This is a genomic window from Povalibacter uvarum, assembly GCF_014202975.1.
Lineage (GTDB): Bacteria > Pseudomonadota > Gammaproteobacteria > Steroidobacterales > Steroidobacteraceae > Steroidobacter > Steroidobacter uvarum.
On record NZ_JACHHZ010000001.1, the window covers coordinates 889,867 to 914,505 of the forward strand.

20 protein-coding genes and 1 pseudogene are annotated in these 24,639 nt (G+C 63.7%); 10 read left to right on the forward strand and 11 right to left on the reverse strand.

The features are described 5' to 3' along the window. The first annotated feature begins 31 nt into the window (after positions 1 to 31). On the forward strand, positions 32 to 2,119 hold the full coding sequence (gene pnp / locus HNQ60_RS03860) for a polyribonucleotide nucleotidyltransferase (RefSeq protein WP_184329678.1): 2,088 nt from the start codon (positions 32 to 34) through the stop codon (positions 2,117 to 2,119). A 107-nt stretch (positions 2,120 to 2,226) separates the two neighbouring features. Here the strand turns inward: pnp and phaR are convergent, their stop codons facing one another. The 3 genes from phaR to dksA form a co-directional block, all read right to left on the reverse strand. Beyond that, entirely contained in the window at positions 2,227 to 2,733 is a 507-nt protein-coding gene (gene phaR, locus HNQ60_RS03865; RefSeq protein WP_184329679.1) for a polyhydroxyalkanoate synthesis repressor PhaR, read from the reverse strand. 97 nt (positions 2,734 to 2,830) lie between these two features. Then, positions 2,831 to 3,757 (reverse strand): tRNA glutamyl-Q(34) synthetase GluQRS, encoded by a 927-nt coding sequence (gluQRS, locus tag HNQ60_RS03870; RefSeq protein WP_184329680.1) that lies wholly within the window; start codon positions 3,755 to 3,757, stop codon positions 2,831 to 2,833. 120 nt (positions 3,758 to 3,877) lie between these two features. Then, positions 3,878 to 4,675, reverse strand: coding sequence for an RNA polymerase-binding protein DksA (gene dksA / locus HNQ60_RS27250; protein WP_184329681.1), 798 nt, complete (start codon positions 4,673 to 4,675; stop codon positions 3,878 to 3,880). A 486-nt stretch (positions 4,676 to 5,161) separates the two neighbouring features. On the opposite strand from dksA, the gene smc reads away from it, so the two are divergent. Genes smc through HNQ60_RS03895 form a run of 4 tightly spaced genes read left to right on the forward strand, consistent with a single transcriptional unit; the run spans position 5,162 to position 12,249 of the window. Continuing rightward, a complete protein-coding gene (gene smc, locus HNQ60_RS03880; protein ID WP_184329682.1) occupies positions 5,162 to 8,665 on the forward strand; it encodes a chromosome segregation protein SMC in 3,504 nt (1,167 codons plus the stop codon). Between the two features lie 19 nt (positions 8,666 to 8,684). After that, positions 8,685 to 9,635, forward strand: a complete 951-nt coding sequence (locus HNQ60_RS03885) for a cell division protein ZipA (RefSeq protein ID WP_184329683.1) — start codon at positions 8,685 to 8,687, stop codon at positions 9,633 to 9,635. 26 nt (positions 9,636 to 9,661) lie between these two features. Beyond that, entirely contained in the window at positions 9,662 to 11,689 is a 2,028-nt protein-coding gene (ligA, locus tag HNQ60_RS03890) for an NAD-dependent DNA ligase LigA (protein WP_184329684.1), read from the forward strand. Between the two features lie 23 nt (positions 11,690 to 11,712). Then, positions 11,713 to 12,249 (forward strand): TFIIB-type zinc ribbon-containing protein, encoded by a 537-nt coding sequence (locus HNQ60_RS03895; protein ID WP_184329685.1) that lies wholly within the window; start codon positions 11,713 to 11,715, stop codon positions 12,247 to 12,249. 54 nt (positions 12,250 to 12,303) lie between these two features. On the opposite strand, the gene HNQ60_RS03900 is transcribed toward HNQ60_RS03895, so the two are convergent. From HNQ60_RS03900 to HNQ60_RS03910, 3 genes are read right to left on the reverse strand one after another with little or no spacing between them, the layout of a single operon-like run. Further along, the gene (locus HNQ60_RS03900) at positions 12,304 to 13,107 is read right to left on the reverse strand and encodes a peptidylprolyl isomerase (protein ID WP_184329686.1); all 804 of its coding nucleotides are present in this window, start codon (positions 13,105 to 13,107) and stop codon (positions 12,304 to 12,306) included. Between the two features lie 20 nt (positions 13,108 to 13,127). After that, positions 13,128 to 13,406, reverse strand: a complete 279-nt coding sequence (locus HNQ60_RS03905) for a BolA family protein (protein ID WP_184329687.1) — start codon at positions 13,404 to 13,406, stop codon at positions 13,128 to 13,130. A gap of 13 nt (positions 13,407 to 13,419) precedes the next feature. Further along, positions 13,420 to 13,983, reverse strand: a complete 564-nt coding sequence (locus HNQ60_RS03910; protein ID WP_184329688.1) for a septation protein A — start codon at positions 13,981 to 13,983, stop codon at positions 13,420 to 13,422. Positions 13,984 to 14,058: 75 nt separating this feature from the next. On the opposite strand from HNQ60_RS03910, the gene HNQ60_RS03915 reads away from it, so the two are divergent. The 5 genes and pseudogenes from HNQ60_RS03915 to HNQ60_RS03935 all read left to right on the forward strand — a co-directional run bounded on the left by HNQ60_RS03915 (position 14,059) and on the right by HNQ60_RS03935 (position 19,243). Continuing rightward, positions 14,059 to 14,682 carry an L-threonylcarbamoyladenylate synthase gene (locus HNQ60_RS03915; protein WP_184329689.1) on the forward strand — a complete coding sequence of 208 codons (624 nt, stop codon included), beginning with the start codon at positions 14,059 to 14,061 and terminating at the stop codon, positions 14,680 to 14,682. 214 nt (positions 14,683 to 14,896) lie between these two features. Continuing rightward, the gene (locus HNQ60_RS03920; RefSeq protein WP_184329690.1) at positions 14,897 to 16,114 is read left to right on the forward strand and encodes a tryptophan--tRNA ligase; all 1,218 of its coding nucleotides are present in this window, start codon (positions 14,897 to 14,899) and stop codon (positions 16,112 to 16,114) included. A gap of 103 nt (positions 16,115 to 16,217) precedes the next feature. After that, positions 16,218 to 17,048 (forward strand): annotated as a pseudogene (locus HNQ60_RS28250) (segregation and condensation protein A); the annotation flags it as partial. Between the two features lie 552 nt (positions 17,049 to 17,600). After that, a complete protein-coding gene (gene scpB, locus HNQ60_RS03930) occupies positions 17,601 to 18,404 on the forward strand; it encodes an SMC-Scp complex subunit ScpB (RefSeq protein ID WP_184329692.1) in 804 nt (267 codons plus the stop codon). Next, the gene (locus HNQ60_RS03935) at positions 18,404 to 19,243 is read left to right on the forward strand and encodes a S4 domain-containing protein (RefSeq protein ID WP_184329693.1); all 840 of its coding nucleotides are present in this window, start codon (positions 18,404 to 18,406) and stop codon (positions 19,241 to 19,243) included. Before scpB ends, HNQ60_RS03935 begins: the two co-directional genes overlap by 1 nt. 78 nt (positions 19,244 to 19,321) lie before the next feature. Here the strand turns inward: HNQ60_RS03935 and HNQ60_RS03940 are convergent, their stop codons facing one another. From HNQ60_RS03940 to HNQ60_RS03960, 5 genes are read right to left on the reverse strand one after another with little or no spacing between them, the layout of a single operon-like run. Then, entirely contained in the window at positions 19,322 to 20,068 is a 747-nt protein-coding gene (locus HNQ60_RS03940; RefSeq protein ID WP_184329694.1) for a YciK family oxidoreductase, read from the reverse strand. A 39-nt stretch (positions 20,069 to 20,107) separates the two neighbouring features. Continuing rightward, complete coding sequence (locus HNQ60_RS03945; protein ID WP_184329695.1) at positions 20,108 to 20,941, reverse strand: squalene/phytoene synthase family protein; 834 nt, start codon at positions 20,939 to 20,941, stop codon at positions 20,108 to 20,110. Positions 20,942 to 20,999: 58 nt separating this feature from the next. Next, positions 21,000 to 22,337, reverse strand: coding sequence for a DNA recombination protein RmuC (rmuC, locus tag HNQ60_RS03950; RefSeq protein ID WP_221304001.1), 1,338 nt, complete (start codon positions 22,335 to 22,337; stop codon positions 21,000 to 21,002). Positions 22,338 to 22,378: 41 nt separating this feature from the next. Then, positions 22,379 to 23,101 carry a bifunctional 2-polyprenyl-6-hydroxyphenol methylase/3-demethylubiquinol 3-O-methyltransferase UbiG gene (gene ubiG, locus HNQ60_RS03955; RefSeq protein WP_184329696.1) on the reverse strand — a complete coding sequence of 241 codons (723 nt, stop codon included), beginning with the start codon at positions 23,099 to 23,101 and terminating at the stop codon, positions 22,379 to 22,381. A 13-nt stretch (positions 23,102 to 23,114) separates the two neighbouring features. After that, entirely contained in the window at positions 23,115 to 24,437 is a 1,323-nt protein-coding gene (locus tag HNQ60_RS03960; protein WP_184329697.1) for a TRZ/ATZ family hydrolase, read from the reverse strand. Between the last annotated feature and the right edge of the window lie 202 nt (positions 24,438 to 24,639).

The following is a 24,639-nucleotide window of genomic DNA, read 5'->3' on the forward strand; positions in this document are numbered from 1 at the left end:
TCCTGAATATTCCGCGTTCGTAGGAAGCATCGTGAGCGCCATCAAGAAAACTTTCTCTTACGGTCAGCATCAAGTCACAGTCGAAACGGGTGAAATCGCCCGCCAGGCTGACGGTGCTGTACTCGTCTCCATGGGCGATACCGTCGTGCTCGTCACGGCAGTGGCCCGCAAGAAGGCCGATCCCAACAAGGACTTCTTCCCCCTGACGGTCAACTACGTCGAGAAGACGTACGCAGCAGGCCGTATCCCCGGTGGTTTCTTCAAGCGTGAAGGCCGTCCGTCCGAAAAGGAAACGCTGACCTCGCGCCTGATCGATCGTCCGATCCGGCCGCTGTTCCCGGAAGGCTTCTTCAACGAAGTGCAGGTCGTGGCGACGGTCGTCTCCGTCAACCCCGACATCGATCCGGATATTCCCGCGATGATCGGTGCCTCCGCGGCGCTCGCGCTCTCGGGCGTGCCGTTCCAGGGTCCGATCGGCGCAGCCCGCGTCGGTTACATCGACGGCCAGTACGTGCTGAATCCGACCAACACGCAGCTCAAGACCTCGAAGCTCGATCTCGTCGTCGCCGGTACTTCTGAAGCGGTGCTGATGGTCGAGTCGGAAGCCGATCAGCTTTCCGAAGAAGTCATGCTCGGCGCCGTGGTCTTCGGCCACGACCAGCAGCAGGCTGCGATCAAGGTCATCAACGAACTGAAGGCTGAAGCCGGCAAGGCTGCCTGGGACTGGAAGGCCGCTGACGCGAATGCCGCGCTCGAAGCCGCGGTCGCCGGACAGGCCGAAGCAGCGCTCTCCGATGCCTACAAGGTCATCGAGAAGCAGGCCCGCCAGGCCCGTGTGTCGGATGCCAAGGTCGCAGCGCTGAATGCGCTGACGAGCGGCGAGAACCCCGTTCATTCCGCGGATGAAGTGTCCAAGGAACTCGGCAACCTCGAATACCGCATCGTGCGTCGCCGCGTGATCGCGGGCGACCCGCGTATCGACGGCCGCGACATGAAGACGGTTCGTCCGATCTCGATCCGCACCGGCGTTCTGCCACGTACGCACGGATCGGCGCTGTTCACGCGCGGCGAGACCCAGGCCCTCGTCGTCACGACGCTCGGCACGGGCCGTGATGCGCAGATCATCGATGCGCTCGCCGGCGAGCGCAAAGAACCGTTCATGCTCCACTACAACTTCCCGCCGTTCAGCGTCGGTGAGACCGGCATGATCGGTTCGCCGAAGCGTCGCGAAATCGGCCACGGCAATCTCGCGCGTCGCGGCATCTGGGCCGTGATGCCGGATATGACGACGTTCCCGTACGTCATCCGCGTCGTGTCGGAAATCCTGGAATCGAACGGCTCGAGCTCGATGGCCAGCGTCTGCGGCACCAGCCTCGCGCTGATGGATGCGGGCGTGCCGATCAAGGCTGCAGTTGCCGGTGTGGCGATGGGCCTCGTGAAGGAAGGCGACAAGTTCCAGGTCCTCACCGACATCCTGGGTGACGAAGATCACCTCGGCGACATGGACTTCAAGGTGGCCGGCAGCCGCACGGGCGTGACCGCGCTGCAGATGGACATCAAGATCAACGGCATCACCAAGGAAATCATGCAGGTCGCGCTGGAGCAGGCAAAGGCCGGCCGTCTGCACATCCTCGGCGAGATGGACAAGGTTCTCTCCGCGCCTCGCGCCAAGATGTCCGAGTGGGCGCCTTCGATCATCACGATCAAGATCGACCCCGAGAAGATCCGCGAAGTCATCGGCAAGGGCGGTGCGGTCATCCGCGCCATCACGGAAGAGACCGGCACGTCGATCGACATCGAAAACGACGGCACGGTCAAGATCGCATCGGTCGACGGCGCTTCGGGTCGCGAAGCCCAGCGTCGCATCGAGCTGATCACGGCTGAAGTCGAAGTGGGTCGCATCTATGAAGGTCGCGTCGCACGCCTGATGGACTTCGGCGCATTCGTGACGATCCTCCCGGGCAAGGACGGCCTCGTGCACATTTCGCAGATCTCCAACGAGCGCGTCGAGCGCGTCAGCGACAAGCTGAAGGAAGGCGACGTCGTCCGCGTGAAGGTGCTGGAAGTCGATCGCCAGGGTCGCGTGCGTCTGAGCATGCGCGACGTCGACGCGGCGTAAGTCGCTAGTCGCTGGAAACAAAAAGGCGCTGTCGAATCCGACAGCGCCTTTTTTATTGCCCTGAATCTGGCTGGCAGCTAGTGGCTAGCTGGCTAGCCGGCTTCCCGTCACATCCTCTTCTCGTGCGCCTCATCCGCCGCGTCGTCTTCCCGCTCCTTGACGCGTGAGCCCACCGCGCCGCCGCTCATGGCCCGGAAAATATCTTCCTGGATCGCCCGCCAGCGTTCGAGATTCTTCTGCGTCAGTGCAGCGATCGAATCGAATGCGTCGCTGCCGCGCAGGTTCTCGCGTATCTGCTGTTGCTGGGTTGCCAGAAGCTTCAGGCTTTGTTCGAGGTAGCTGCCGACGAAGCTCTGCATGGCGCCGCCGTAGGAACGGATCACCTGCGAGAGGAAGTCCTGGCTCATGAGCGGCTCGCCGACATGCTCCTGTTCGGCGATGACCTGCAGCAGGATCGACCGGGTGATGTCTTCCTGCGATTTCTTGTCGATGACGACGAAGTCGACTTTGTCCATCACGAGACGCCGGATATCGGCCAGCGTGATGTACCGGCTCTCCACCGTGTCGTAGAGACGACGGTTGGGATATTTCTTGATGACTCTCGGCTCGATCATGGATGCTCCCGAAAACCGTTAGGAGCCAAGGAACCGGTCAACTCAAGGCACAGCCATACTAACTCCATCTGCTGCGGCGTGCCTAATGCGGCGCACCTCAGCCGACCGGAGCTTCTGCCGACCGGATCCGACGCAGCGGTTCGAGTCGCCATTGCCCCATCGCCCAGTTCCATAGCGTGGCCGGGTCTGCTTCACGCAGCTCAGCCGGTGGTCCCTGACGCAGGAACTGGAGCGCCCGCCACAATTCTCGTCCCGGATGGTCGAGATCGACAGCCGCTGCCCCTGCGGATTTGGACAGTTTGACCCCATGGCTATCCGTTGCTACCGGCAAATGTGCGTACGTAGGGGTGGGGAGAGCGAGACAGCGCTGCAGGAGAATCTGACGCGGCGTGCTGTCGAGCAGATCGGCCCCGCGAACGACGTGCGTGATGCCCTGGTCGGCATCGTCGACCACGACTGCCAGCTGGTAGGCAAACAGCTCATCGCGGCGGCGGATGACGAAGTCGCCGATCTCGGCGCTCACATCGACTGAGATCAGCCCTTGAATTCCATCGTCGAACGCAACCGGGCCGGGCGGCGCCCTGAACCGATACGCGAGCTGCCGCTCAGGGGCGCGAACACCGTCGCGACACCATCCGGGATAGCGCAAGTCATCCCCTGTGGCGGAGTCAACCACGGCGGCAAGGATTTCGCTGCGACTGCAGGAGCATGGATATGCCATTCCCTGAGCCAATAGTTGCTCGAGCGCAGCTTCGTAGAGCACCGTGCGCGCGCTCTGACGCACGATAGACTCATTCCACTCGAAACCCAGTCTCCCGAGCGCGTGAACGATCGCATCGGCGCTGCCCGGCACTTCCCGCGGCCGATCGATGTCTTCCATGCGAACGATCCAGGCGCCGTCCGCGGACCGCGCGTCCAGATAGCTGGCAACGGCGGCGACCAGCGAGCCGAAGTGCAGAAGGCCAGTGGGAGAAGGGGCGAATCGGCCGCGGTAGGCTGGCCGCTGGCGACTGGCTGCTGGCAACTGGCCGGAGTTCAGAGGGCCAGAGTTCAGAGGGGAGTCGCTCTTGGGACTAACGCAAGTCGTGGAAGGAGTTCCGGCGCTGGCCGGCTGCCATGGGCGGCAGCCGGTAGCGGATCTGGTCTAGCGGTAACGGTCGTCCCGATCGCCGTACTGCTTTTCACGGCGCTCGCGGCGTTCCTGGGCTTCGATCGACAGCGTGGCGACCGGGCGGGCTTCGAGCCGCTTCACGCCGATCTCTTCGCCGGTCTCGTTGCAATAGCCGTAGCTGCCGTCCTCGATGCGCTTCAGCGCTTCGTCGATCTTGCGGATCAGCTTGCGCTCGCGGTCGCGGGTTCTGAGCTCGAGACTGAACTCGGATTCCTGCGTGGCGCGGTCGTTCGGGTCGGGGAAGTTCGCCGCCTCGTCCTTCATGTGCAGCACGGTGCGATCGACTTCCTGCATCAGGTCGCGCTTCCACGTCTCCAGAATGTTCCGGAAGTGGTCCAGCTGCTCCTTGTTCATGTACTGCTCGCCACGGCGAGCGACGTACGGCTTTACGTTGCGGGGTCCGGCAAGCAGGCTGCTGCTCATCGATTCCTGGGCTTCGCCGTCCTCGTCGTTGTTCGAGGCGGTTTCGGCCAAACGGGTCGCTGCGGGTCTTGAGAGCATCGGGTCTCTGGGTCTCGGTTCGGGCTTGGGTGCCGGTGCGGCAGCCGCCGCGGGGGCGGGTTTGGCCGCTGCCGTCGGTGCTTTCACGGGCGCTGCTGGTTTGGCTGCGGGTTTTGCAACAGGTTTCGCCGCGGGGGCGGCAGCAGGCTTGCTGCGGGCCGCAGCAACGACGGGTTTCTTCGCGGGTGCTGCTTTCTTTACCGCGGGAGCCTTTTTCACGACGGTCTTCTTGGCCTTGGTCGCCTTGGCTGCCGGTTTTTTCGCGGCCATCTCAGGAAGCCTCCACCGCCGCTCGCTCGCATCGCCGTGACGCTTGCGGGCGGTCAAGTTGCAAACGTCGATTCCAAACGAGGGCCGCGATTATACAGACGCGGCTCAGTACGTACAGCGAAAGAAAACGCCTGATTTTCCAGCGCCTCGCGCGCGTCGCGGAACCCACGCGCTTTCGTGGCGCCTTCGTGGGGCCTTGCATTTGCAAGGCCTTGCACGACGCAGTTGACAAGCCGCATGGACTGTCGATCGTCAGCGACAGGCTGCTAGTTTCCCGGATACTTTTTGGGGCTGCGTGCGTCGAACCGATTCCGTACACTACGGCGCCAACTCTGCTCTCATGCGAATTCATTCAAGCGGATAAAGGTTCCGGCATCGATGCAGGCGCGCCCGCCCGGCTCGAACGAGCCAGTGGCCGCGCGCCGCGCGGCTTGACGCAGAGCGTGCCGCGCAAACCGATGCAAGCGATGCCGACTCAGGAGCGCAATGCGACTTAACAAGATCAAACTGGCCGGGTTCAAGTCATTCGTCGACCCGACCGCAGTCAACCTTCCCGGCAACCTCATCGGTGTCGTCGGGCCGAACGGGTGCGGCAAGTCCAACATCATCGACGCCGTGCGCTGGGTCATGGGTGAGATCTCCGCGAAGCACCTGCGCGGCGATTCGATGGCCGATGTCGTCTTCAACGGATCGAGTTCGCGCAAGCCCGTGGGTACCGCTTCGGTGGAACTCGTGTTCGACAACTCGGACGGCACACTTGCCGGTCAGTATGCGGGTTACAGCGAAGTCTCGCTGAAGCGCGTCGTTTCGCGCGACGGTACGTCGGCGTACTTCCTGAACGGCATCCGCTGTCGCCGCAAAGACATTACGCAGCTGTTCCTGGGCACGGGCCTCGGTTCGCGCAGCTACGCCATCATCGAGCAGGGCATGATCTCGCGCGTCATCGAAGCGCGCCCCGAGGAGCTGCGTGGATTCATCGAAGAGGCTGCCGGCATCTCCAAGTACAAGGAGCGCCGCCGCGAGACCGAGAACCGCATTTCGCACACGAAGGAAAACCTCGAGCGCCTGAGCGACGTCCGCGAGGAAGTCGACAAGCAGTTGCGCCACTTGCAGCGCCAGGCTGCAACGGCGCGCCGCTACCAGACCCTCAAGCAGGACGAGCGCAAGCTCACAGCCGAACTGCTCGCGCTGCGACTGAAGGTCATCGACCAGGATTCGCAGACGAAGGAAGGCATCCTGCGCGAGCGGGACACGGAGATGCAGGCTGCGATCGCCGATCTGCGCTCCATCGAGTCGGCTATCGAGACGACGCGTGAGGACTTCACCGAGAAGTCGGAAGCGCTGAATGGCGTGCAGGGCCGGTACTACCAGATCGGCGCCGAGATCTCGCGGACGGAACAGTCGATCCAGCACGGCCGCGAACTGCGCCAGCGCCAGAAGACAGATCTCGAACAGGCAGAGCAGGGCGCCTCCGAGGCGACACTGCACCTGACGCGCGATCAGACCCAGATCGACGAGTTGCGTCGTGAACTCGAGCAGCTCGAGCCCGGCCTCGGGGCCGCACGAGACCGCGAGCGCGCTTCGGCGGAAGCACTGGCAGCGGTCGAAGAGTCCATGCAGGACTGGCAGGAACGCTGGGAAGACTTCAATCGCGAGTCGCGCACGGCCAGCGAAAAGACGCAGGTCGAACGCGCGCGCATCGAACAGCTCGAGCACCAGCTCGAACGCCTGCGCAATCAGCGCGAGCGCCTTGCATCCGAACTGCAGACACTCGGTACTGCGGACATCGAGATGAAGATCGCGACCCTGCAGGCCCAGGAAGAGCAGGCAATGCTCTCGGGCGAAACGGCAGCCGCGCAGCTGCAGTCGGTCGGCGAAGAGCTCCAGCAGCTGCGGGAGCGCGAACGCCAGGTCGTTGCCGCCGCTGATACCAATCGCAAGCAGCTGCAGGAAGCGCAGGGTCGCTTCATGTCGTTGCAGGCGCTGCAGCAGGCGGCGCTCGGCCTCGCCCAGGGCAAAGTGACGCAGTGGCTCGAAGCGAACTCGCTCGCGTCGCGTCCGCGCCTCGGCCAGCAGCTCGTGGTCGAACCGGGTTGGGAACGCGCCGTCGAAACGGTGCTGGGCTCCTATCTGGAATCGGTGTCGGTCGATGCGATCGACTCGATCGCCACGCAGCTCGATTCGCTGCAGGTCGGTTCGGTCAGCTTCTTCGCCAGCAGCGGCGCATCGCACGCAACCAACGATCCGAGCCGGCTTCTGGCCAGGGTTCAGGGCCCGTCCGCGATTTCAGCGCTGCTCACCGGTATCGTTGCTGTCGATTCACTGTCCGAAGCACTGTCGCTGCGCAATTCGCTGGCCGACGGTGAGTCCGTCATCACCCGCGACGGCATCTGGATCGGCCGGGACTGGCTGCGTGTCAGCCGCGACAAGGATGTGCACGCCGGCGTCATCGGGCGTGAGAAGGAGATGCGCGAACTGCGTGACGCAGTGAGCTCCGCCGAAGAGCGCCAGGAAAGCCTGCAGGGTGAGGGCGCCGAAATCCGCGAGCGCCTCGTGTCGCTCGAAACGCGCCGCGATTCCCTGCAGAGCGACGTGAACCGATTGCATCGATCGCACAGCGAGCTGAGCTCGCAGGCGACTGCATTGAAGAGCAAGGCGGAGCAGACCGCCGAGCGCGCGCGGAAGATCGAAGCCGAAACGGCCGAGCTCCAGGGCGATCACGAGCGTGCCGAAGCCTCCGTCGAGACGGCTCGCGGACGCCTCGAGGAAGGCCTCGAACAGATGGCCGAGTTCGAATCGACTCGTACCGATCTCGAGCGCGAACGCGACGAGCTGCGCCAGAACCTCGGCTACAAGCGCTCACAGGCGCAGACCGACCGCGATGGTGCCCAGGAAGTGGCGATCAAAGTCGAATCGAAGCGTTCCGCCCTGACCTCCATCTCCGCCGGCCTCGAACGCCTGCGCACGCAGCTCGAACAGTTGCAGTCACGCCGCGATGAGTTGACGCGCCAGTTGTCGGAAGGCGAGGCGCCTCTGGAGGCGCTGGCTGGAAAGCTCGAAGAGTTCCTGCAGCAACGCATCGGCGTCGAAGAGGAGCTCAAGCAGGCGCGCGAGGCGCTGGAGACCGCGGAAGGCCGGATGCGCACGCTCGATCAGCGGCGTGTCGAGACGGAAACCAGCGTCGACGAAGCCCGTGGAAGGCTCGAAGACGTCCGCATGGCGGCTCAGGAACTCAAGGTGCGTCGCGAAACGCTGCACGAGCAGTTCAAGGCCACGCAATTCGATCTCGAGACGATCTACCAGGAGATGGCGCCGGAAGCGGACGTGGGCGCCTGGGAACAGACACTGGTGGATCTCACGCAGAAGATCGACCGCCTCGGCCAGGTGAACCTCGCGGCGATCGACGAGTTCAAGGAACAGTCGGAGCGCAAGGAGTACCTCGACCGGCAGTTCAAGGATCTCACCGAGGCGCTCGAGACGCTCGAAGCCGCGATCCGCAAGATCGATCGCGAAACGCGGTCGCGCTTCCAGGACACGTTCGATCGCGTCAACGCCGGCCTGAAGGAGCGCTTCCCGCGACTCTTCGGCGGTGGTCACGCCTATCTCGAACTTGCCGGCGAAGACATTCTCAGCGCAGGCGTGTCGATCATGGCGCGGCCCCCGGGCAAGCGGAACAGCACGATCAATCAGCTGTCCGGCGGCGAGAAGGCGCTGACGGCCGTTGCGCTGGTGTTCTCGATCTTCGAACTGAATCCCGCACCGTTCTGTCTGCTGGACGAAGTGGACGCGCCGCTGGACGACAACAACGTCGGCCGCTTCTGCGACACGGTGAAGGAAATGTCGAGCCGGGTGCAGTTCATCTTCATCACGCACAACAAGACGACGATGGAGCTGGCTTCGCAGCTCATCGGTGTGACCATGCACGAGCCGGGTGTGTCGCGTCTCGTGGCGGTCGACGTCGATGAGGCGATGCGGATGGCGGCTATGTGACGAGCCCCACGGCCTCCCTATGAACGACCTTCGCTGGATCCTGATCGCGTTCGGTGCCCTGCTGCTGGTGGGCATCTACTTCTGGGGACGGCGCGGCGACAAGCGGGCGGCCAGTCCTGCAAACCCCGTCGCGCCGGCACGTGGGCGTCCCGAGCCATCGCTCGAACCCGCGCCGGCGGCACCTGACTTCAGTGCCTACTCGGCGCCCGACTACGACGAGGAGCCGGACCTCGAGCCACGGGACTTCGACGAAGTCGACGAACCGGTTCAGGTCAGCCCGCGCCAGGAACTTCCGAAGCCGCCGCAGCAGTTTCAGCCGGCGACTCCCCGCGTCACTGATTCAGCAATCCGACGGGGCCGCGTCGAGCCCACGTTCAGCGATGGTGATGCGTCACCGGTGTCCGCGGTGATGCCCGAGCCCGATGAGATTGATCCCGGCCTGACTGTCGAACTGCCGGACCGCGAGCCCGCCAGTGCGCCGACGCTCGGCATGAGCAGCACGCCGCAGCCGAAGCGGATCGAACGTCGCAAGATCATCGCGCTGCGCCTGGCGGCACCTTCACAGCGTTTCGTAGGCGCGTCGCTGCGCCAGGCGCTCGAAGGAGAGTCGCTGCAGTTCGGCCGCTACGACGTCTTTCATAGGCTCCACGATGATGGCGTCAGCATCTTCAGCGTAGCAAGCATGATGGAGCCCGGGACATTCGATCTCGAGCGCATGCCCGCGCAACAGTATTCCGGCGTGACGATGTTCGCGCAGTTGCCGGGTCCGGTACCCGGCGTCCATGCGTTGCAGGATCTCGTCGCCTGCGGCAAGCGCCTGCAGGAGACCCTCGGCGGGACGTTGCAGGACGAGCGTGGAGTTCCGCTGACGGTGCATCGCATCGACCGGCTGCGGCAGGAAGTCGTGGACTTCGAGCGTGCGCAGGCGCGCGATGCCGGCCAGCGGTTCTCCGAGCGTCCCTCTCTTTAGACACTTCCGGCGGTAAGGCCTCGTTCATGTCCGCATCCGCGACGGCGAAGAAGCGCATTCAGGAACTGCGCGAAGCACTCGAACGCTACAACTATCGCTATCACGTCCTCGACGATCCGGAAGTGTCGGATGCGGAGTACGACCGGCGCCTGCGCGAATTGCAGCAGCTCGAGAGCGAGCATCCGCAACTGGTGACCCCGGATTCACCGACACAGCGTGTCGGTGCGACGCCGGTCGGCGAACTGAATGAAGTCGTTCACTCGACGCCGATGTTGTCGCTCGACAATGCCTTCACTGAAGAGGATCTCGTCAACTTCGACCGTCGCGTGCGTGAGCGACTCGACGACGTAGAGAGCGTCGAGTACTGCGCCGAGCCGAAGCTCGACGGTCTCGCGGTCAGCTTCCGGTATGAAGCCGGTCAGCTCGTGCAGGCAGCGACGCGAGGCGACGGCACCCGCGGCGAAGATGTCACGCACAACGTTCGTACCATCAAGTCGGTACCGGTGCGATTGCGCGGCGACTATCCGGAGCTGCTGGAAGTGCGCGGCGAAGTCTTCATGACGATCGCCGGCTTCAAAGCCATGAACGAGAAGGCCGTGGCGGCAGGGGAGAAGGTCTTTGTCAACCCGCGCAACGCGGCGGCCGGCAGCATTCGCCAGCTGGATCCTCGTCTCACGGCGAGTCGGCCCCTGGACGCGTACTTCTACAGCGTCGGAGAAACCCGGGGCTGGAAGTTGCCGCCGAAGCACAGCGAATCGCTCGAACAGTTGCGCGAATGGGGATTGCGAATTTCACCGTTGGTGAAGGTAGTGCAGGGCGCGCAGGGTTGTCTCGAGTACTACCGGGATATCGGCGAGCGACGCAGCTCGCTGCCATATGAGATCGACGGCGTCGTCTACAAGGTGAATCGCCTGCAGCAGCAACGCGATCTGGGTTTCGTTTCGCGCGCCCCGCGGTGGGCGATAGCACATAAATTTCCTGCGCACGAAGAGAACACCATCGTTCGCGGTGTCGAGTTCCAGGTTGGTCGGACCGGCGCGTTGACTCCGGTCGCGCGGCTCGAGCCAGTGTTCGTCGGCGGCGTCACAGTCAGCAACGCAACGTTGCACAACATGGACGAGGTGCGGCGCAAGGACATTCGCATCGGCGATACCGTGGTCATCCGGCGCGCCGGCGATGTGATCCCGGAAGTCGTCAAGGTGATCCTCGACCGTCGCCCATCGGATGCGAGCGAAGTCCAGTTGCCCGAGAAATGTCCGATCTGTGCTTCGGATGTCGAACGGGTGGAGGGCGAGGCGGTGGCGCGGTGTACGGGCGGTCTGTTCTGTCCCGCGCAGCGCAAGGAAGCACTGCGGCACTTCGCATCGCGCCGGGCGCTCGATATCGAAGGGCTGGGCAGCAAGCTGATCGAGCAGTTGGTCGACAGCGAGATGGTGAAGACGCCGGCGGATATCTATCGACTGACCGAAACGCAGTTGACCGAGCTCGAACGGATGGGGGAGAAGTCCGCTCAGAAGCTGCTCGAGCAGATCGGGCAATCGAAGACCAAGGCAACGCTCTCGCGATTGCTGTACGGGCTGGGCATCCGGGACGTCGGCGAATCCACGGCGCTGGCACTCGCGAACCATTTCGGTTCGTTGAGTGCGCTCATGAGTGCGGACGAAGAGAAGATCCAGGAAGTGCCTGACATCGGTCCTGTCGTCGCGAAGCATGTGCGCAACTTCTTCTCGCAGCCTCACAACCTCGAAGTGATCGACGAGCTGCGGACGAAATTCGGGATAGATCCCACAGTCGCGCCGCGCCCATCCGGCAGTGCCGAAGGTGCGCTGACCGGCAAGACCTTCGTACTGACCGGCACGCTCGAAAGCATGAGTCGCGATCAGGCGTCCGATCGCATCACGGCGCTCGGAGGCAAAGTTTCCGGGAGCGTGTCGAAAAAGACGACGTACGTCGTTGCAGGTGCTGAGGCCGGCTCTAAGCTGGCGAAAGCCCAGGAACTCGGTGTGGAGGTTCTGGACGAGGCGGGGCTGATCCAGCTGCTGCAATCGACCTGATCCGGTTCGAGGAGAAGCCGAGCATGAAATGTCCGAGCTGCAAGACCGCGAATCTGCTGCCGACGATGATCGAGGAATATCTGCCGGCGATGGGCTGCGAAAGCTGCCATGGCAGCCTGGTTTCGCTGCTCTATTACAGGCACTGGGCGGAGACGCAGAAGCCTGTCGCGACACCGGCGGGAGCTGCAGCGGCGGTGGACGCCGCGGACACCACGACCGCAATCACTTGTCCGAAGTGCAGCCGCATCATGACCAAGTTCAGGATCGCGGGCGATATCGTCAATCGCGTCGATGTCTGCGCCTCGTGCGACGAAGCGTGGCTCGACAAGGGCGAATGGGAGCTGCTCGAATCGCTGCAGCTCAGTCTCAAGGTGACGTCGATCTTCTCGGATGCGTGGCAGCGCAGAATCCGCCAGGAGAGCAGCGACGAGACGCGCCGCAGTATCCTGGTGCGAATGATCGGCGAGGAGGCAACGAAGCGGGTGGAAGAGTTCCGCAACTGGCTTGCCGACAACAAGCACAAGCCGGAGATCCTGGCTTTTCTCTACCGGCGGCGCTGAGCCGCGGGATGCTGGCCGGCATTGCAGCCGGCCAGCGTCGATCGGCAATCCGCGTCAGATCTTCTTTTCGATCTTCGCGGTCTTCTTCAGTTCTTCCAGGTAAGTCTGCAGGCGCTTGCGTTCGACGAGCGTCTTGACGCGATCCTTCACTTCTTCGAAGGCCGGCGGTGCCGGTGCGCGCGATTCCTCGAGGCGGATGACGTGCCAGCCGAACTGGCTCTGCACCGGCGCGGCGGTGGTCTGGCCGGGCTGCAGGCTCACGACTGCGTCGGCGAACGGCTTCACCATCGTGTCGAGCGTGAACCAGCCGAGATCGCCACCGCCTTCCTTGGAAGAGTCCTTCGACTTTTCCTTGGCCAGCTTGGCGAAGTCGGCGCCGCCATTGAGCTGCACGATGATCGCATCGGCGGCCGCCTTGTCGTCGACCAGGATGTGACGGGCGTGATACTCGCGCGGCATCGCCGCGACCTGCGCGTCGTATTCCGGCTTGAGCTCCGCGTCGGTCACCGGATGCTCTTCGAGGTACTTCTTCAGGCCGGCATCGACGACGACGTCCATGCGGGCGAGGGCGAGCTTGTCGGCAACGGCAGGGTCCTTCGCGACGCCGGCCTTTTCAGCGGCCTCCGCGGCCAGCTGCATGCTGATGAGCTGGTCGAGCACCTGCGACTTCTGTTCCTCGGTGAGCTCCTGTCCCGGCTGGCGCTGGAACTTCGCAACGTAGAGATCGAATTGCGACTTGGTGATGGGCTTGCCGTTGACCGTGGCGACGGATTCGCCTACCGGGGCGGCGGCTTTGCCGCACGCGGCAAGCAGCAGCATCGGAACGAACAAGGCGAACGCGGAAACGCGGTTTTTCATAGGGTCCTCAGGTTGGAATTTCAGGAATTGGAGCGGGCTTCAGCCGGCGTCAACGCGGAGATGCCCAGCGCATGGATGTCGGTCTGCATCAAATCGCCAAGAGAGCGGTAAACGAGCTGGTGGCGCTGCACGGTTCGCAGGCCTTCGAAATCCTCGGACACGACGCGGACGCGGAAGTGCCCCCGGCCATCGCGCGCGCCCGCATGCCCGGCGTGCAGATGGCTGTCGTCGATGAGCTCGATCTCATCCGTGTTCAGGTTGGCGCGCAGTTGCGCACGAATGCGTTCGACGCGTGTCATGAAGCTTCCGGTGCTAGCCAGCTCTGGGAGCGTCGGCCTTGGGAGCGTCCTCTGGCGGCATCTTCGAGGCGAGCCAGAATCCCTGCAGCAATGCGAATACGAGGGTGAGTCCGATGACGCCGAAGACCTTGAACTTCGCCCACACGTCCGTGCTGAAGTTGAACATCACGTAGAGATTGATGAATCCCAGCGCGAGGAAGAAGGCGGCCCACATCATGTTGAGACGGATCCACAGAGGGCGATCGAGCGTCACGTTGCCCTCGAGCATCCGCTGGATCATCGGGCGCTCACCGACGAACTGGCTGATCAGGAATCCGGCGGCGAACAGCCAGTTCACGATCGACACCTTCCACTTGATGAAGGCTTCGTCATGGATCCACAGCGTGAGCCCGCCGAAAACGAGCACGAGCCCGGCCGATATGAGCACCATCGAGCTGACTTTGCGATGCCGGATCCACTGAATCGTCGTCTGGACGAGGACGGCCACGATGAGGACACCGGTCGCCACGAAAATATCGGCGAACTTGTACGCGACGAAGAAGGCGATCAGCGGGAAAAAGTCGAACAGCAGTTGCATGGGCCGGGGCCGTCTGAGGGGCGGGTATGATACCCGGATGGTTGGCGTCCATCCCGTCAACTGTCAACTTCACCAATGCCCAGCCGTTTCTTCGAAATTCACCCCAGGGATCCTCAGCCGCGCCTCATCCGGCAGGCGGCTGAGATCATGCGTGAGGGCGGAATCGTCGTTTACCCGACAGACTCGTGCTACGCGCTCGGCTGTCATATAGGCGACAAGGAGGCGATGGAGCGTATCTCGCGAATCCGCGAGACCGACAAGCATCACCAGTTCACGCTCGTCTGCCGCGATCTCTCGGAGATCGCCAAGTACGCGCGCGTGAACAATCAGCAATACAGGACGCTGAAGGCGTTCACGCCGGGCCCGTATACATTCATCCTGCCGGCGACCCGGGAAACCCCGAAGCGCCTGCAGAACCCGAAACGCAGCACGATCGGCATCCGTGTTCCGGACCATGTCGTGCCGCGGCTGCTCCTGGCGGAGCTGGGCGAGCCGATCATGAGCTCGACGCTGCTGCTGCCTGGCGACGATCTGCCGATGACGGACGCTCAGGAAATCCAGGAGCGCCTGCAGCACCAAGTGGATGCCGTCATCGACGGCGGCAACTGCGGCCACGAGCCGTCGAGCGTCGTGGACCTGGCGGGCGCGGCGCCGGTCGTGGTGCGGCGGGGAAAAGGCGACGTCAGCGCCTTCGAATGACCCCCTTCGAATGGCCATCTCGATTGACATGGGGCGCCGATGGCGCAGTCAAGCTGCGTATAATGCCCCGCCGTCAAAATCGCCCGTCGGAATCGCCTGCGGATTGCATGCGTGGCCGGTTCAAGAAGACGGCGTAAGACACTGAATTACAACTTGAGAGCATCACTCACCCCGATGCGTGGATGCGCGCCGCGGGTGATTGAAGGGATCCGCTTTGAGCGCAACCAGTACCAGCAATCGTCGTGTTCTTTCAGGCATGCGCCCGACGGGTGCTCTGCACCTGGGTAACTACCACGGCGCCCTGAAGAACTGGACGGAGCTTCAGTACCAGTACGAGTGCTATTTCTTCGTCGCCGACATCCACGCCCTGACCACGGGCTACGACGATACGTCGAACATCGAGCAGAACACCTGGGAGATCGTGATCGACTGGCTGGCCGCGGGACTCAATCCCGCCAACGCGACGATCTTCATCCAGTCGCGCGTGCCGGAGCATTCCGAGCTGCACCTGCTGCTGTCGATGATCACGCCGCTCAGCTGGCTCGAGCGTGTACCGACATACAAGGACCAGCAGGAACAGCTGCGCGACAAGGATCTCGCGACGTACGGCTTTCTGGGCTACCCGCTGCTGCAGAGCGCGGACATCCTCCTGTACAAGGCCGCCTACGTGCCTGTCGGCGAAGATCAGATCGCGCATGTCGAGATCACTCGCGAGGTCGCACGACGGTTCAATCACGTGTACGGTCGTGAGCGCGACTTCGAGGCGAAGGTCGAGAAGGCCATCAAGAGCCTCGGCAGCCGCAACGGCACCCAGTACAAGGAGCTGCGCCGTCTGTACCAGGAGCAAGGTGACGAGAAGTCCCTGGAGAAGGCGCACGCACTGCTTGCCGGCAATGCGCGCCTGACCCTCGCGGATCGGGAACGCCTGCTCGGCTACCTGGAAGGCACGGGCCGCAGCATTCTCGTCGAACCCGAAGCGCTGCTGACGGCAACGCCGAAAGTGCCCGGGCTCGATGGTCGCAAGATGTCGAAGTCCTACGGCAACACGATCGGTCTGCGCGAAGATCCGGACTCGGTCGCCAAGAAGCTGAAGGGAATGGTGACGGATCCGGCCCGCGTGCGCCGCACTGATCCGGGCGATCCCGACAAGTGTCCCGTGTGGGATCTGCACAAGATCTACTCGGACGCGCCGACGAAGGAATGGGTCCAGCAGGGCTGCCGCAGCGCCGGGATCGGTTGCCTCGATTGCAAGAAGCGCGTCGCCGACGTGCTGGTCGCCGAGATCACGGCGATCCGTGCACGTGCGGCCGAATATGAGGAGAATCGCGACCTCGTCCGGGGCATCATCGCCGAGGGTTGCGAGAAGGCGCGCGACGTCGCGCGACAGACCCTGGAAGAAGTCCATCAGGCGATGGGCATGAATTACCGATGAAGTTCTCGCTAGAATGAAACCTGAATTGAAACTTGTAGAAGATACTGGGTCCCAGCTCGAGCCCGATGGGTTCGAGTTCGATCCGCCGCCGCAGCAGCAGGAGATGCCTTTTGCTGTCGTCGATGGCGAGCCGGTCACCCAGCTGCCGCGCGATCTGTACATTCCGCCCGATGCATTGCAGGTGTTCCTCGAAGCGTTCGAGGGGCCGCTCGATCTGCTGCTGTATCTCATCCGCCGGCAGAATCTCGACATCCTCGATATTCCGATCGCGGAGATCACGCGGCAGTACATGAAGTACATCGACGTGATGTCGGAGCTGCAGCTGGAGCTCGCCGGCGAGTATCTGCTGATGGCTGCGATGCTCGCCGAGATCAAGTCGCGCATGTTGTTGCCGCGGCCGCCGTCGGTCGAGGGCAGCGACGAGGAAGATCCACGCGCCGAGCTCGTGCGTCGTCTGCAGGAATACGAGCGTTTCAAGCAGGCAGCGGAAGACATCGATCGGCTCCCGCGCATGGAGCGCGACACGATGCCGACTTCGGCGGAGCTCACCGAGCGCAAGGTCGTGAAGATCGTGCCGCAGGTGACGCTGCAGGAAATGCTGATGGCGCTGAAGGACGTGATGAGCCGCGCCGAAATGTTCGCGCACCATCACGTGCATCGCGATCGGCTGTCGGTTCGCCAGCGCATGTCCGACATCCTCAGCTCGCTGAGGGAGTCCGCGTTCGTCGACTTCACGCGGTTGTTCCGCCCCGAAGAAGGTCGCATGGGCGTGACCGTGACGTTCAGCGCGATCCTGGAACTGATGAAGGAAGGTTTGATCGAGATCGTCCAGGCCGAGCCGTATGCGCCGCTGCACGTGCGGCCGGCGTCGGGCTCGCGCCACCTCAAAGTAGTGAGCGACAACGACGCAACTGAAGCGCTCGCTGAGGCAGATGCGGAGAACGAAGCGGCGCTCGCACAGCCCGCGCTTCCGGACGAGAACGTCGTCGAAGACGAGGAAGTCGACGATCTTCTGGCTGAAGAGGATCCCGCCGCGACCGATTCCGCAGCTGTTGGCGATGAAGTCGCGGCCGCGGATGTCGAGAACGAAGCGGCGCTCGCGCAGCCGGCGTTGCCCGATGAAGATGTTCTCGACGACGAGGACTTCGAGGAAGCCCTCGACGAGGACGCGTCGGAAGGTGACGCGGACGTCGAGAATCTCGAGGCGCTGGCCCAGCCCGAGCTGCCCGAGGAGGATTCGGCCGTGACTGAAGAGGCCGCCGTCGAAGATTCTTCGACAACCGAAACCGAGGCTGCGTCGGAGCCCATCATCGACGATCCCGGTGTCGACGACGCCGGGTCGCCCGAGACCGACAGTGTGACCGAGGCACCGGTCGACGATGAAAATCGAGAGCGCGACGACGCGACGGAACAGAAGTAAGGCTTTCGACGACGGTCGAGGCAATCAGCAGCGCCGGTCGAAGCCGGCCTGGACGGTGAGAAGTCAATGAACGAACAGGATCTCAAGCACATCATCGAAGCGACGCTCCTGGCGGCTGGCCGGCCCGTGACGACCCAGCAGCTGCTCGATCTCTTCGATGAGCGCGACCGCCCGACCCCGGAGCAGTTGCAGGCATCGATCGATCTGCTGATCGCGGACTATGAGTCGCGTGGCATCGAGGTCATGCAGGTCGCGAGCGGCTGGCGCATTCAGGTGCGTCCGCGCGCTATCGATGTGGTGTCGCGGCTTTGGCAGGAGCGTCCCGCGCGCTATTCACGCGCGCTGCTCGAAACGCTGGCTCTGGTGGCGTATCGCCAGCCGATCACTCGCAGCGAGATCGAAGAGATCCGCGGCGTCTCGATCAGCTCGACGATCATGCGGACGATGCAGGAGCGCAACTGGATTCGCGTCGTCGGCCACCGTGAAGTGCCGGGCCGTCCTGAATTGCTCGGCACGACCCGCGAGTTCCTCGATTACTTCGGCCTGAAGAGTCTCGACCAGCTGCCGACGCTCGCCGATCTGCGCGACGTCGAGAACATCGGCGTGCAGCTCGAACTGCCGGCGGGCGAGGCCACTGCAGCAGCAGCCGAAGCAGAAGGCGAGACGCAGGCGGAAGCAGTTGCGGACGGCCAATACGAAGCTGGTGAATCCGAGGCCACCGCGGAAGATCCGGAGCTCTCGGCGGACGCCGAAGAGGGCGAAGAAGTCGCGCAAGAAGACAGCGACGACAGCGAGACTCCGACGCTCGTGGCCTCCGGCGAGGCCGAGGCGGATGAACAGTCGGCCGTTCGCGAACCGCCCAGCGAGTAATGAGTAGCGAATCCGAGCGTCTGCACAAACTGCTGGCGCAGCACGGTCTCGGTTCGCGCCGCGAAGTCGAGAAATGGATGCTGGCCGGCCGTGTCATGCTGAACGGCAAGCCGGCGCAGCCGGGCGATCGATATCGCGATGGCGACCGTGTCGTTCTCGACGGCCAGGATGTCACCAGCCGCCTGAAGACCACGGCGGGCAAAGCCTCCGTGCTTGCCTATCACAAGCCCCAGGGACAACCCGTTCAGCCGGCATCCGCTGGCGAAGAATCATCCGCGGAAGAGTCAGTGATGGAACGACTCCCGGCGGTGCGCGGTGCGCGCTGGCTCGTGATCAACACGATGCAGCCGGGAGACAGCGGACTCCTGATGGTGACGAGCGACGGCAGGCTCGCTGACGGATTGCGTCGGCGCGCGGAACAGATTCCCTCGGCATACGTCGCGCGCGTGCTGGTTCCGGAGCCGGAATTCGATCCGGAGACGCTTCCCCGGATGGTGCAGTTCAATGATCAGCCCGTCGCTTTCGAGAGCATCGAGCCTGCTGGCGGCGAGGGAACGAATCGATGGTTTCGCGTCGAAGCGGCACATTCGCATCGGCGTGCCGCGGTCCGTGCCTTGTTCGAAACCCACGGGCTCAAAGTCAGTCGCGTGATCCAGGTGAAGTTCGCCGACATAGAGTTGCCCCGCGAACTGCCGCGTGGCAAGCACAAGGCGCTGACCGATCAGCAAGTCGCGCGGCTTTACGAATACGCGGAGATGGAGCAGCCGGTTGCAGCACCGCCGCCTCGGCGTGCGCCGAGAAGAGCAGCGGATCGGCAGCGGAAGAAGCGCGCGCGATAGCAGTCTTGTCACTCCCGCGCAGGCGGGAGTCCATCCGGATGGATTCCCGCTTTCGCGGGAATGACTGAGGTCAGCAGGTTACTGCGCGTCGAAGCTCTGGCCGCTGATACCGCGACTATCCGGCCCGAACAGGTAGAGATAGGCCGCCACGATGGCATCCGGATCGGCGAGCGTCGCGCGATCTTCGGCCGGATATGCCTGCAGTCGCATGTTCGTTCGCACTTTTCCCGGATTGATGCTGTTCACGCGGATACCAGGCTGCTCGAGCTCATCGGCCAGCATTCGCATGAGGCCTTCGCTCGCCCACTTGGACGCAAGGTAGGCGCCCCAGAAAGCGCGGGGTCGCGGCACGACGCCGCTCGATGTGAACACGATCGATGCGTCCGGCGAGCGACGCAGCAGCGGCAGGCATTTCTGCGTGAGTACGAAAGGCACGTTCGCGTTGACGTGCATCGTCCGCATCCACTTCGCGACTTCGTAGTGCTCGACGGGCGCCCGCTCGCCGAGCATGCCTGCGTTGTGCAACAGGACATCCAGCCTGCCGAACTCCTTCTCCATCGCTGCGACGAGCGCGTCGTATTCGGCGGGGCCGGCCTTCTCGAGATCGAGCGGCAGAATCGAAGGCCGCGGGCCATTCGCCGCCACGATACTGTCGTAGACGGCCTCGAGGCGCTTCACGTTGCGCCCGTGCAGGACGACTTGCGCGCCATGAGCGGCAGCGGCTCTGGCAACCGAACGGCCGATGCCGTCGCTTGCGCCGGTGATCAGAACGACACGATCGCGCAGGGCGTCGGTGGCTGGTTTGTAAGTACGGGGATCGAGCATGGCGGAACGATGAGTTGAGTGAATGAGGCCAGTCGGAGATCAGCGTGCGCGTCGTGCGGCACGCCAGGCTGTCCATGGCTTTTCGATCGCGCCCAGCTCGACACGCTGGGTCGCAACGTCGTAGTCGAGCGCGGCGATGCGATCCAGTAGTCGGCGATGCAGAGCGGCAAGCACGATCGGCGGGCGCAAGTATGCCTTGCCGGCACCGGCAGGGACATCGAGATCGGGGGCGATGGCCTCGCGGAACTTCACGAGCACGCCGCGCACGACCGGGCTGACCTCTCGGGCCCGTAGATCTTCGATATGCACGGAGGCTTCCTCCAGCAGATCGAGCGGCAGATAGAGCCGTCCGTCGTACGCGTCCTGACGGGTATCCCTGAGCATCTCTGCCTGTCGAATGCCAGCGCCAAGCCGGTTTGCCAGCGTGCGGTCTTCTTTGCTCAATTCCGCGGGAGCCAGAACCTCCGCGATCAATTCCTGGATCGTGCCGCCGCTGCGACTCGAATAGGCACGCAGCTCGCGAAGGTTCAGAAACGTCATCCGCGCGAGATCCATATCGGCGGCGACGATCAGCTCGTGCAGCCGGGCGAAGGCCTTGCGGTCGACACGATCGACGGCACCAAGGATGCGGGTCGCCGGATGCTGGGCGTTGCGATTGACGAGGCGATCGATCTCCTGTCGCCACCATTGCAGCCGCGTGTGGGCGACATCGTGATTGGGGCTCTGGGCCGACTCGCGGATCTCCGCATCGATCACATACAGCGCGGTGACGATCTCCCTATGCTCTGGCGGCGTGTAGAGCAGGGAGAAATAGCGCATCGAGCCGGCGGGTGCGGCTTTGTTGACGAGCGCGTCGTCGAGAGCGGACGTCATCGGAACACGGAAGTGATGCGGCGAAGTTGCGAGGCAGTCCGCGCCCATCCGGCTGTCGTCACTTCGTCACCCCGTCGCCTTGGTCACGGCTTGGCTGCGGCAAGCCATTCAGCTCGAGCTGACTCTCCGGCTCCCGCAATTGCGGATCGCGCGCGAGCTTGTCGATGGGTTCGACGGATTCGATCTCGCGCTCGGGTCTGACGCCGAGCTCGGTGAATTTCCGAGCGCCCGGCAGCACCTGGCGTTCGAGAGAACCCACCGCGCTGTTGAAGGCATCTACGCCGAGACCGAGGTTGCGGCCGAGCCGGCTCAAGTGACCGGTGAACACGACGAGGCGCTTGTACAGATCTTCGGCGAGCGTCCTGATCGTTTCGGCGTTCTGCGCGAGCGCCGTCTGGCGCCAGCCGTAAGCGACCGTCTTGAGCAGCGCGACGAAGCTCGACGGCGTCGCGATGATCACGTTCTGGCGGATCGCATCCTCGAGCAGGTTCGGCAGTTCGGCGAGCGCGGCGGAGAGGAACTGATCGCCGGGAATGAAGAGGATCACGAAGTCCGGGCTGTTCTCGAACTGGCTCCAGTAACTCTTCGAGCCCAGTTGCCGGACGCGTTCGCTGAGCGCCTGTGAATGTCTGCGCAATGCGATGCCGCGCTGCTCGTCGGTGACGGCGTCCACCGCTTCGAGATACGCATCGAGCGGGGTCTTCACATCGACGACGAGATCGCGGCCGTCGGGCATGTGAACGATCATGTCGGGGCGCAACGCGCCGTCCGACGTTCGCACGTGGACCTGCTCGTTGAAGTCGCAGTGCTCGACCATGCCCGCGAGCTCGGCCAGCCGGCGCAGAGTCATCTCGCCCCATTGGCCGCGGACTTCCGGCCGCCGCAACGCATTCACGAGCGTGCGGGTCTCGCGCTGCAAGGCCTGCTGGCCCAGCGTCACCGCTTCCAGGGAGGTGCGCAGGCTGCCGAAGCTTTCGGCGCGCTCCTTCTCGATGCGCTGCAGTTGTTGCTCGGTCTTGCCGAGCGCTTCGCGAATCGGCGTCAGCATCGTTTCAATGGCCTTCTCGCGCTGCGCGAGCGCGGCGACCGCGGTTTGCTGGTGCTGCCCGAGGTGTTCGCGTGCGAGCTTCAGGAAGACTTCGCTGTTGGATTTCAGCGAGGCACCCGCCACATCGTTGAACACACTCTGGAGCCGTTCCATAGTTCGCTCGGCAGCGACCTGCCGTTCGCGTTCCAGCTGCTCCTCTGTCTTCACCTGCGAACGCAGGACTGCGATCTCGACGTGCAGCGCCTCGCTGCGTCGCCGGGCGCGCAGCATGGCAACCAATGCGCCCAGCAACGCACCAGCGGCCACACACACCGCAGCCAACAGCAGATTCGAAGTAGTCAGGGACAAGTGTTACCGCCTCGGGTTCTCTTCCAGCTAACCGCCAACCGCTAACCGCTAACCGCTTCTCTCCGTAGATGCATCATGTAGTTCACATGGACGTTGCCGCTCAGCGTCGCCGTGTTGCGAAAGGCGTCGTAGTCGAGCCCGGTGATGTCAACGAGATCCAGGTGAGCCGCCCGAGCCCAGCGAGAGAGTTCGGCGGGCCGAATGAATCGGGAATACGTGTGCGTTCCGCGTTCCAGCAGGCCCAGAACGTATTCGGCGCCCACGATGGCGAGCAGCCACGATTTCAGGTTGCGGTTGAGCGTCGAGATCACGACTTCGCCACCAGGCTTAACGAGCGTACGAAGCGCCGCGAGGACGCTGGCGGGTTCGGGCACGTGCTCCAGCATCTCGAGGCAGGTGACGACGTCGTAGGCGCCAGGGGAATGGGCGGCATGAACTTCCGCCGACTCGCGGATGTAGCGGATAGTGAGGTTCGACTGCAGAGCGTGAAGCTCCGCGACTTCGATGGTTGCCGTGCCGAGATCGATACCGGTGACTTCCGCGCCGCGCCGCGCCATCGCTTCACTCAGCAGTCCGCCGCCGCAGCCGACATCGAGCACTCGCTTGCCGCGCAGGCCCCCGACACGAGCATCGATGTAGTCGAGCCGCACAGGATTCAGAACATGCAACGGACGGAATTCGCCGTGCGGATCCCACCAGCGTTGAGCCGTGGCGTCGAACCGCGCGATCTCCGCGGGGTCGTGATTGCTTGCTGCCTGAACCATGATGTCCGGGTCCTCAGGATCGGGTCGGAGCGATGCGGGCCTGCCAGCGCTGCGCTCGTTGAAGTACGTCGTCGATGTCCATCTGCGTGAGCCGGCCGTCGGCGACCAGGCGACGCCCGGCGACCCAGACATCGCTGACCTGGTCGCGGGAAATCGAGTGCACGATCTGCACGGCCGGGTCGTAGACGGGTTGAGAGTGGGGGCGGGCGAGATCGATGCAACACAGGTCCGCCCATTTGCCGGGTTCGATCGAGCCGATTGCGTCACCGAGTCCGAGTGCCTGCGCTCCGCTCAGTGTGGCGGCGCGCAGCCAATCGTGCGCGGTCATGGGCGGAGACCCGTCCATCTGCCAGACGATGACGCCGGTCTCCAGCAAGGCCGCGGTGCGCATCTCGTCGAGCAGGCTCAGATCGTTGTTGCTCGCCGCGCCATCGGTGCCCAGCGCGATGTTGACGCCGCGTGCGCGGATGGCCCGGATCGGAGACACGCCGTTGCCCAGCTTCAGATTCGATTGCGGGCAATGAACGATATGGATGCCGCCGCGTGCGGCCCGATCGAGATCCTCGTCATCCAGATGCACCATGTGGACCGCTGCCAGCAGCGGCGACAGCAGACCCAGCCGGTCGAGCCGGGCCAGCGTGCGTTCTCCGTCCCGGACCGCGTCGAGATGGCTCTCGTTCACGTGCATCGTCATCGGCAGATCGAGCTCGTCGGCTGCGCGCCGCACGCGCAGCAGCGTTTCATCCGTCAGCGCCGCGGGGGAGTAGGGCGCGAAAGCCGTCGTGATCAGAGGGTCGTCACGATATTCGTCGTGCAGCCGTGAGCCTTTGTCCATGTATTCATCGGCGGACTCGGCCCACAGCGTCGCGGCATCGAGCACGGGCAGTCCGATGCAGGCGCGAATGCGCGCCGCGGACGCCGTGTGGGCGACGATTTCAGGGAAGAGGTGCATGTCGGCAAAGCACGTCGTGCCGCTGGTGAGCATGTCGGCAATCGCCAGTTCGGTCCCGTCACGAACGTATTCGGCGTCGATCCACTGGCGCTCGAGCGGCCAGACCTGGGCTTTGAGCCAATGATCGAGCGATGAGCTTTCGGCAGCCCCACGCAGCAGGACCATCGCGGCGTGAGTGTGCGCATTGACGAGTCCGGGGAGCAGGACGTGATCGGGGCGATCGATCGTCTGATCCGCGGCAAAACGCTGCAAAGCCTGCTCCCGGGGCTCGATGGCGACGATCCGGCCCTGACGGATTGCGACCGCATGGTTTTCGAGCGCGCGGTCGCGGGGCTCGACGGGTATCACCCAGCGCGCCGTTATCAGCGTGTCGACGTGTTCCATGCAGGTCCTGAAAAAACCACTCGAAGGGCGCCCCGTCCGGCGAGGTCGCCCCCGTCCGGCGAGGTCGCGAAGACGCGCGAAGTATAGCTTGGAGATGCTTCCGGCAGTTCGGATGAGCAGCTCGCTGTGGTACCATTTGCCACTTCACTACCCCGGGTTTGTCCTTCGGATTTGCCCTCGAGAAGCTTCAGGGCAGCGATGA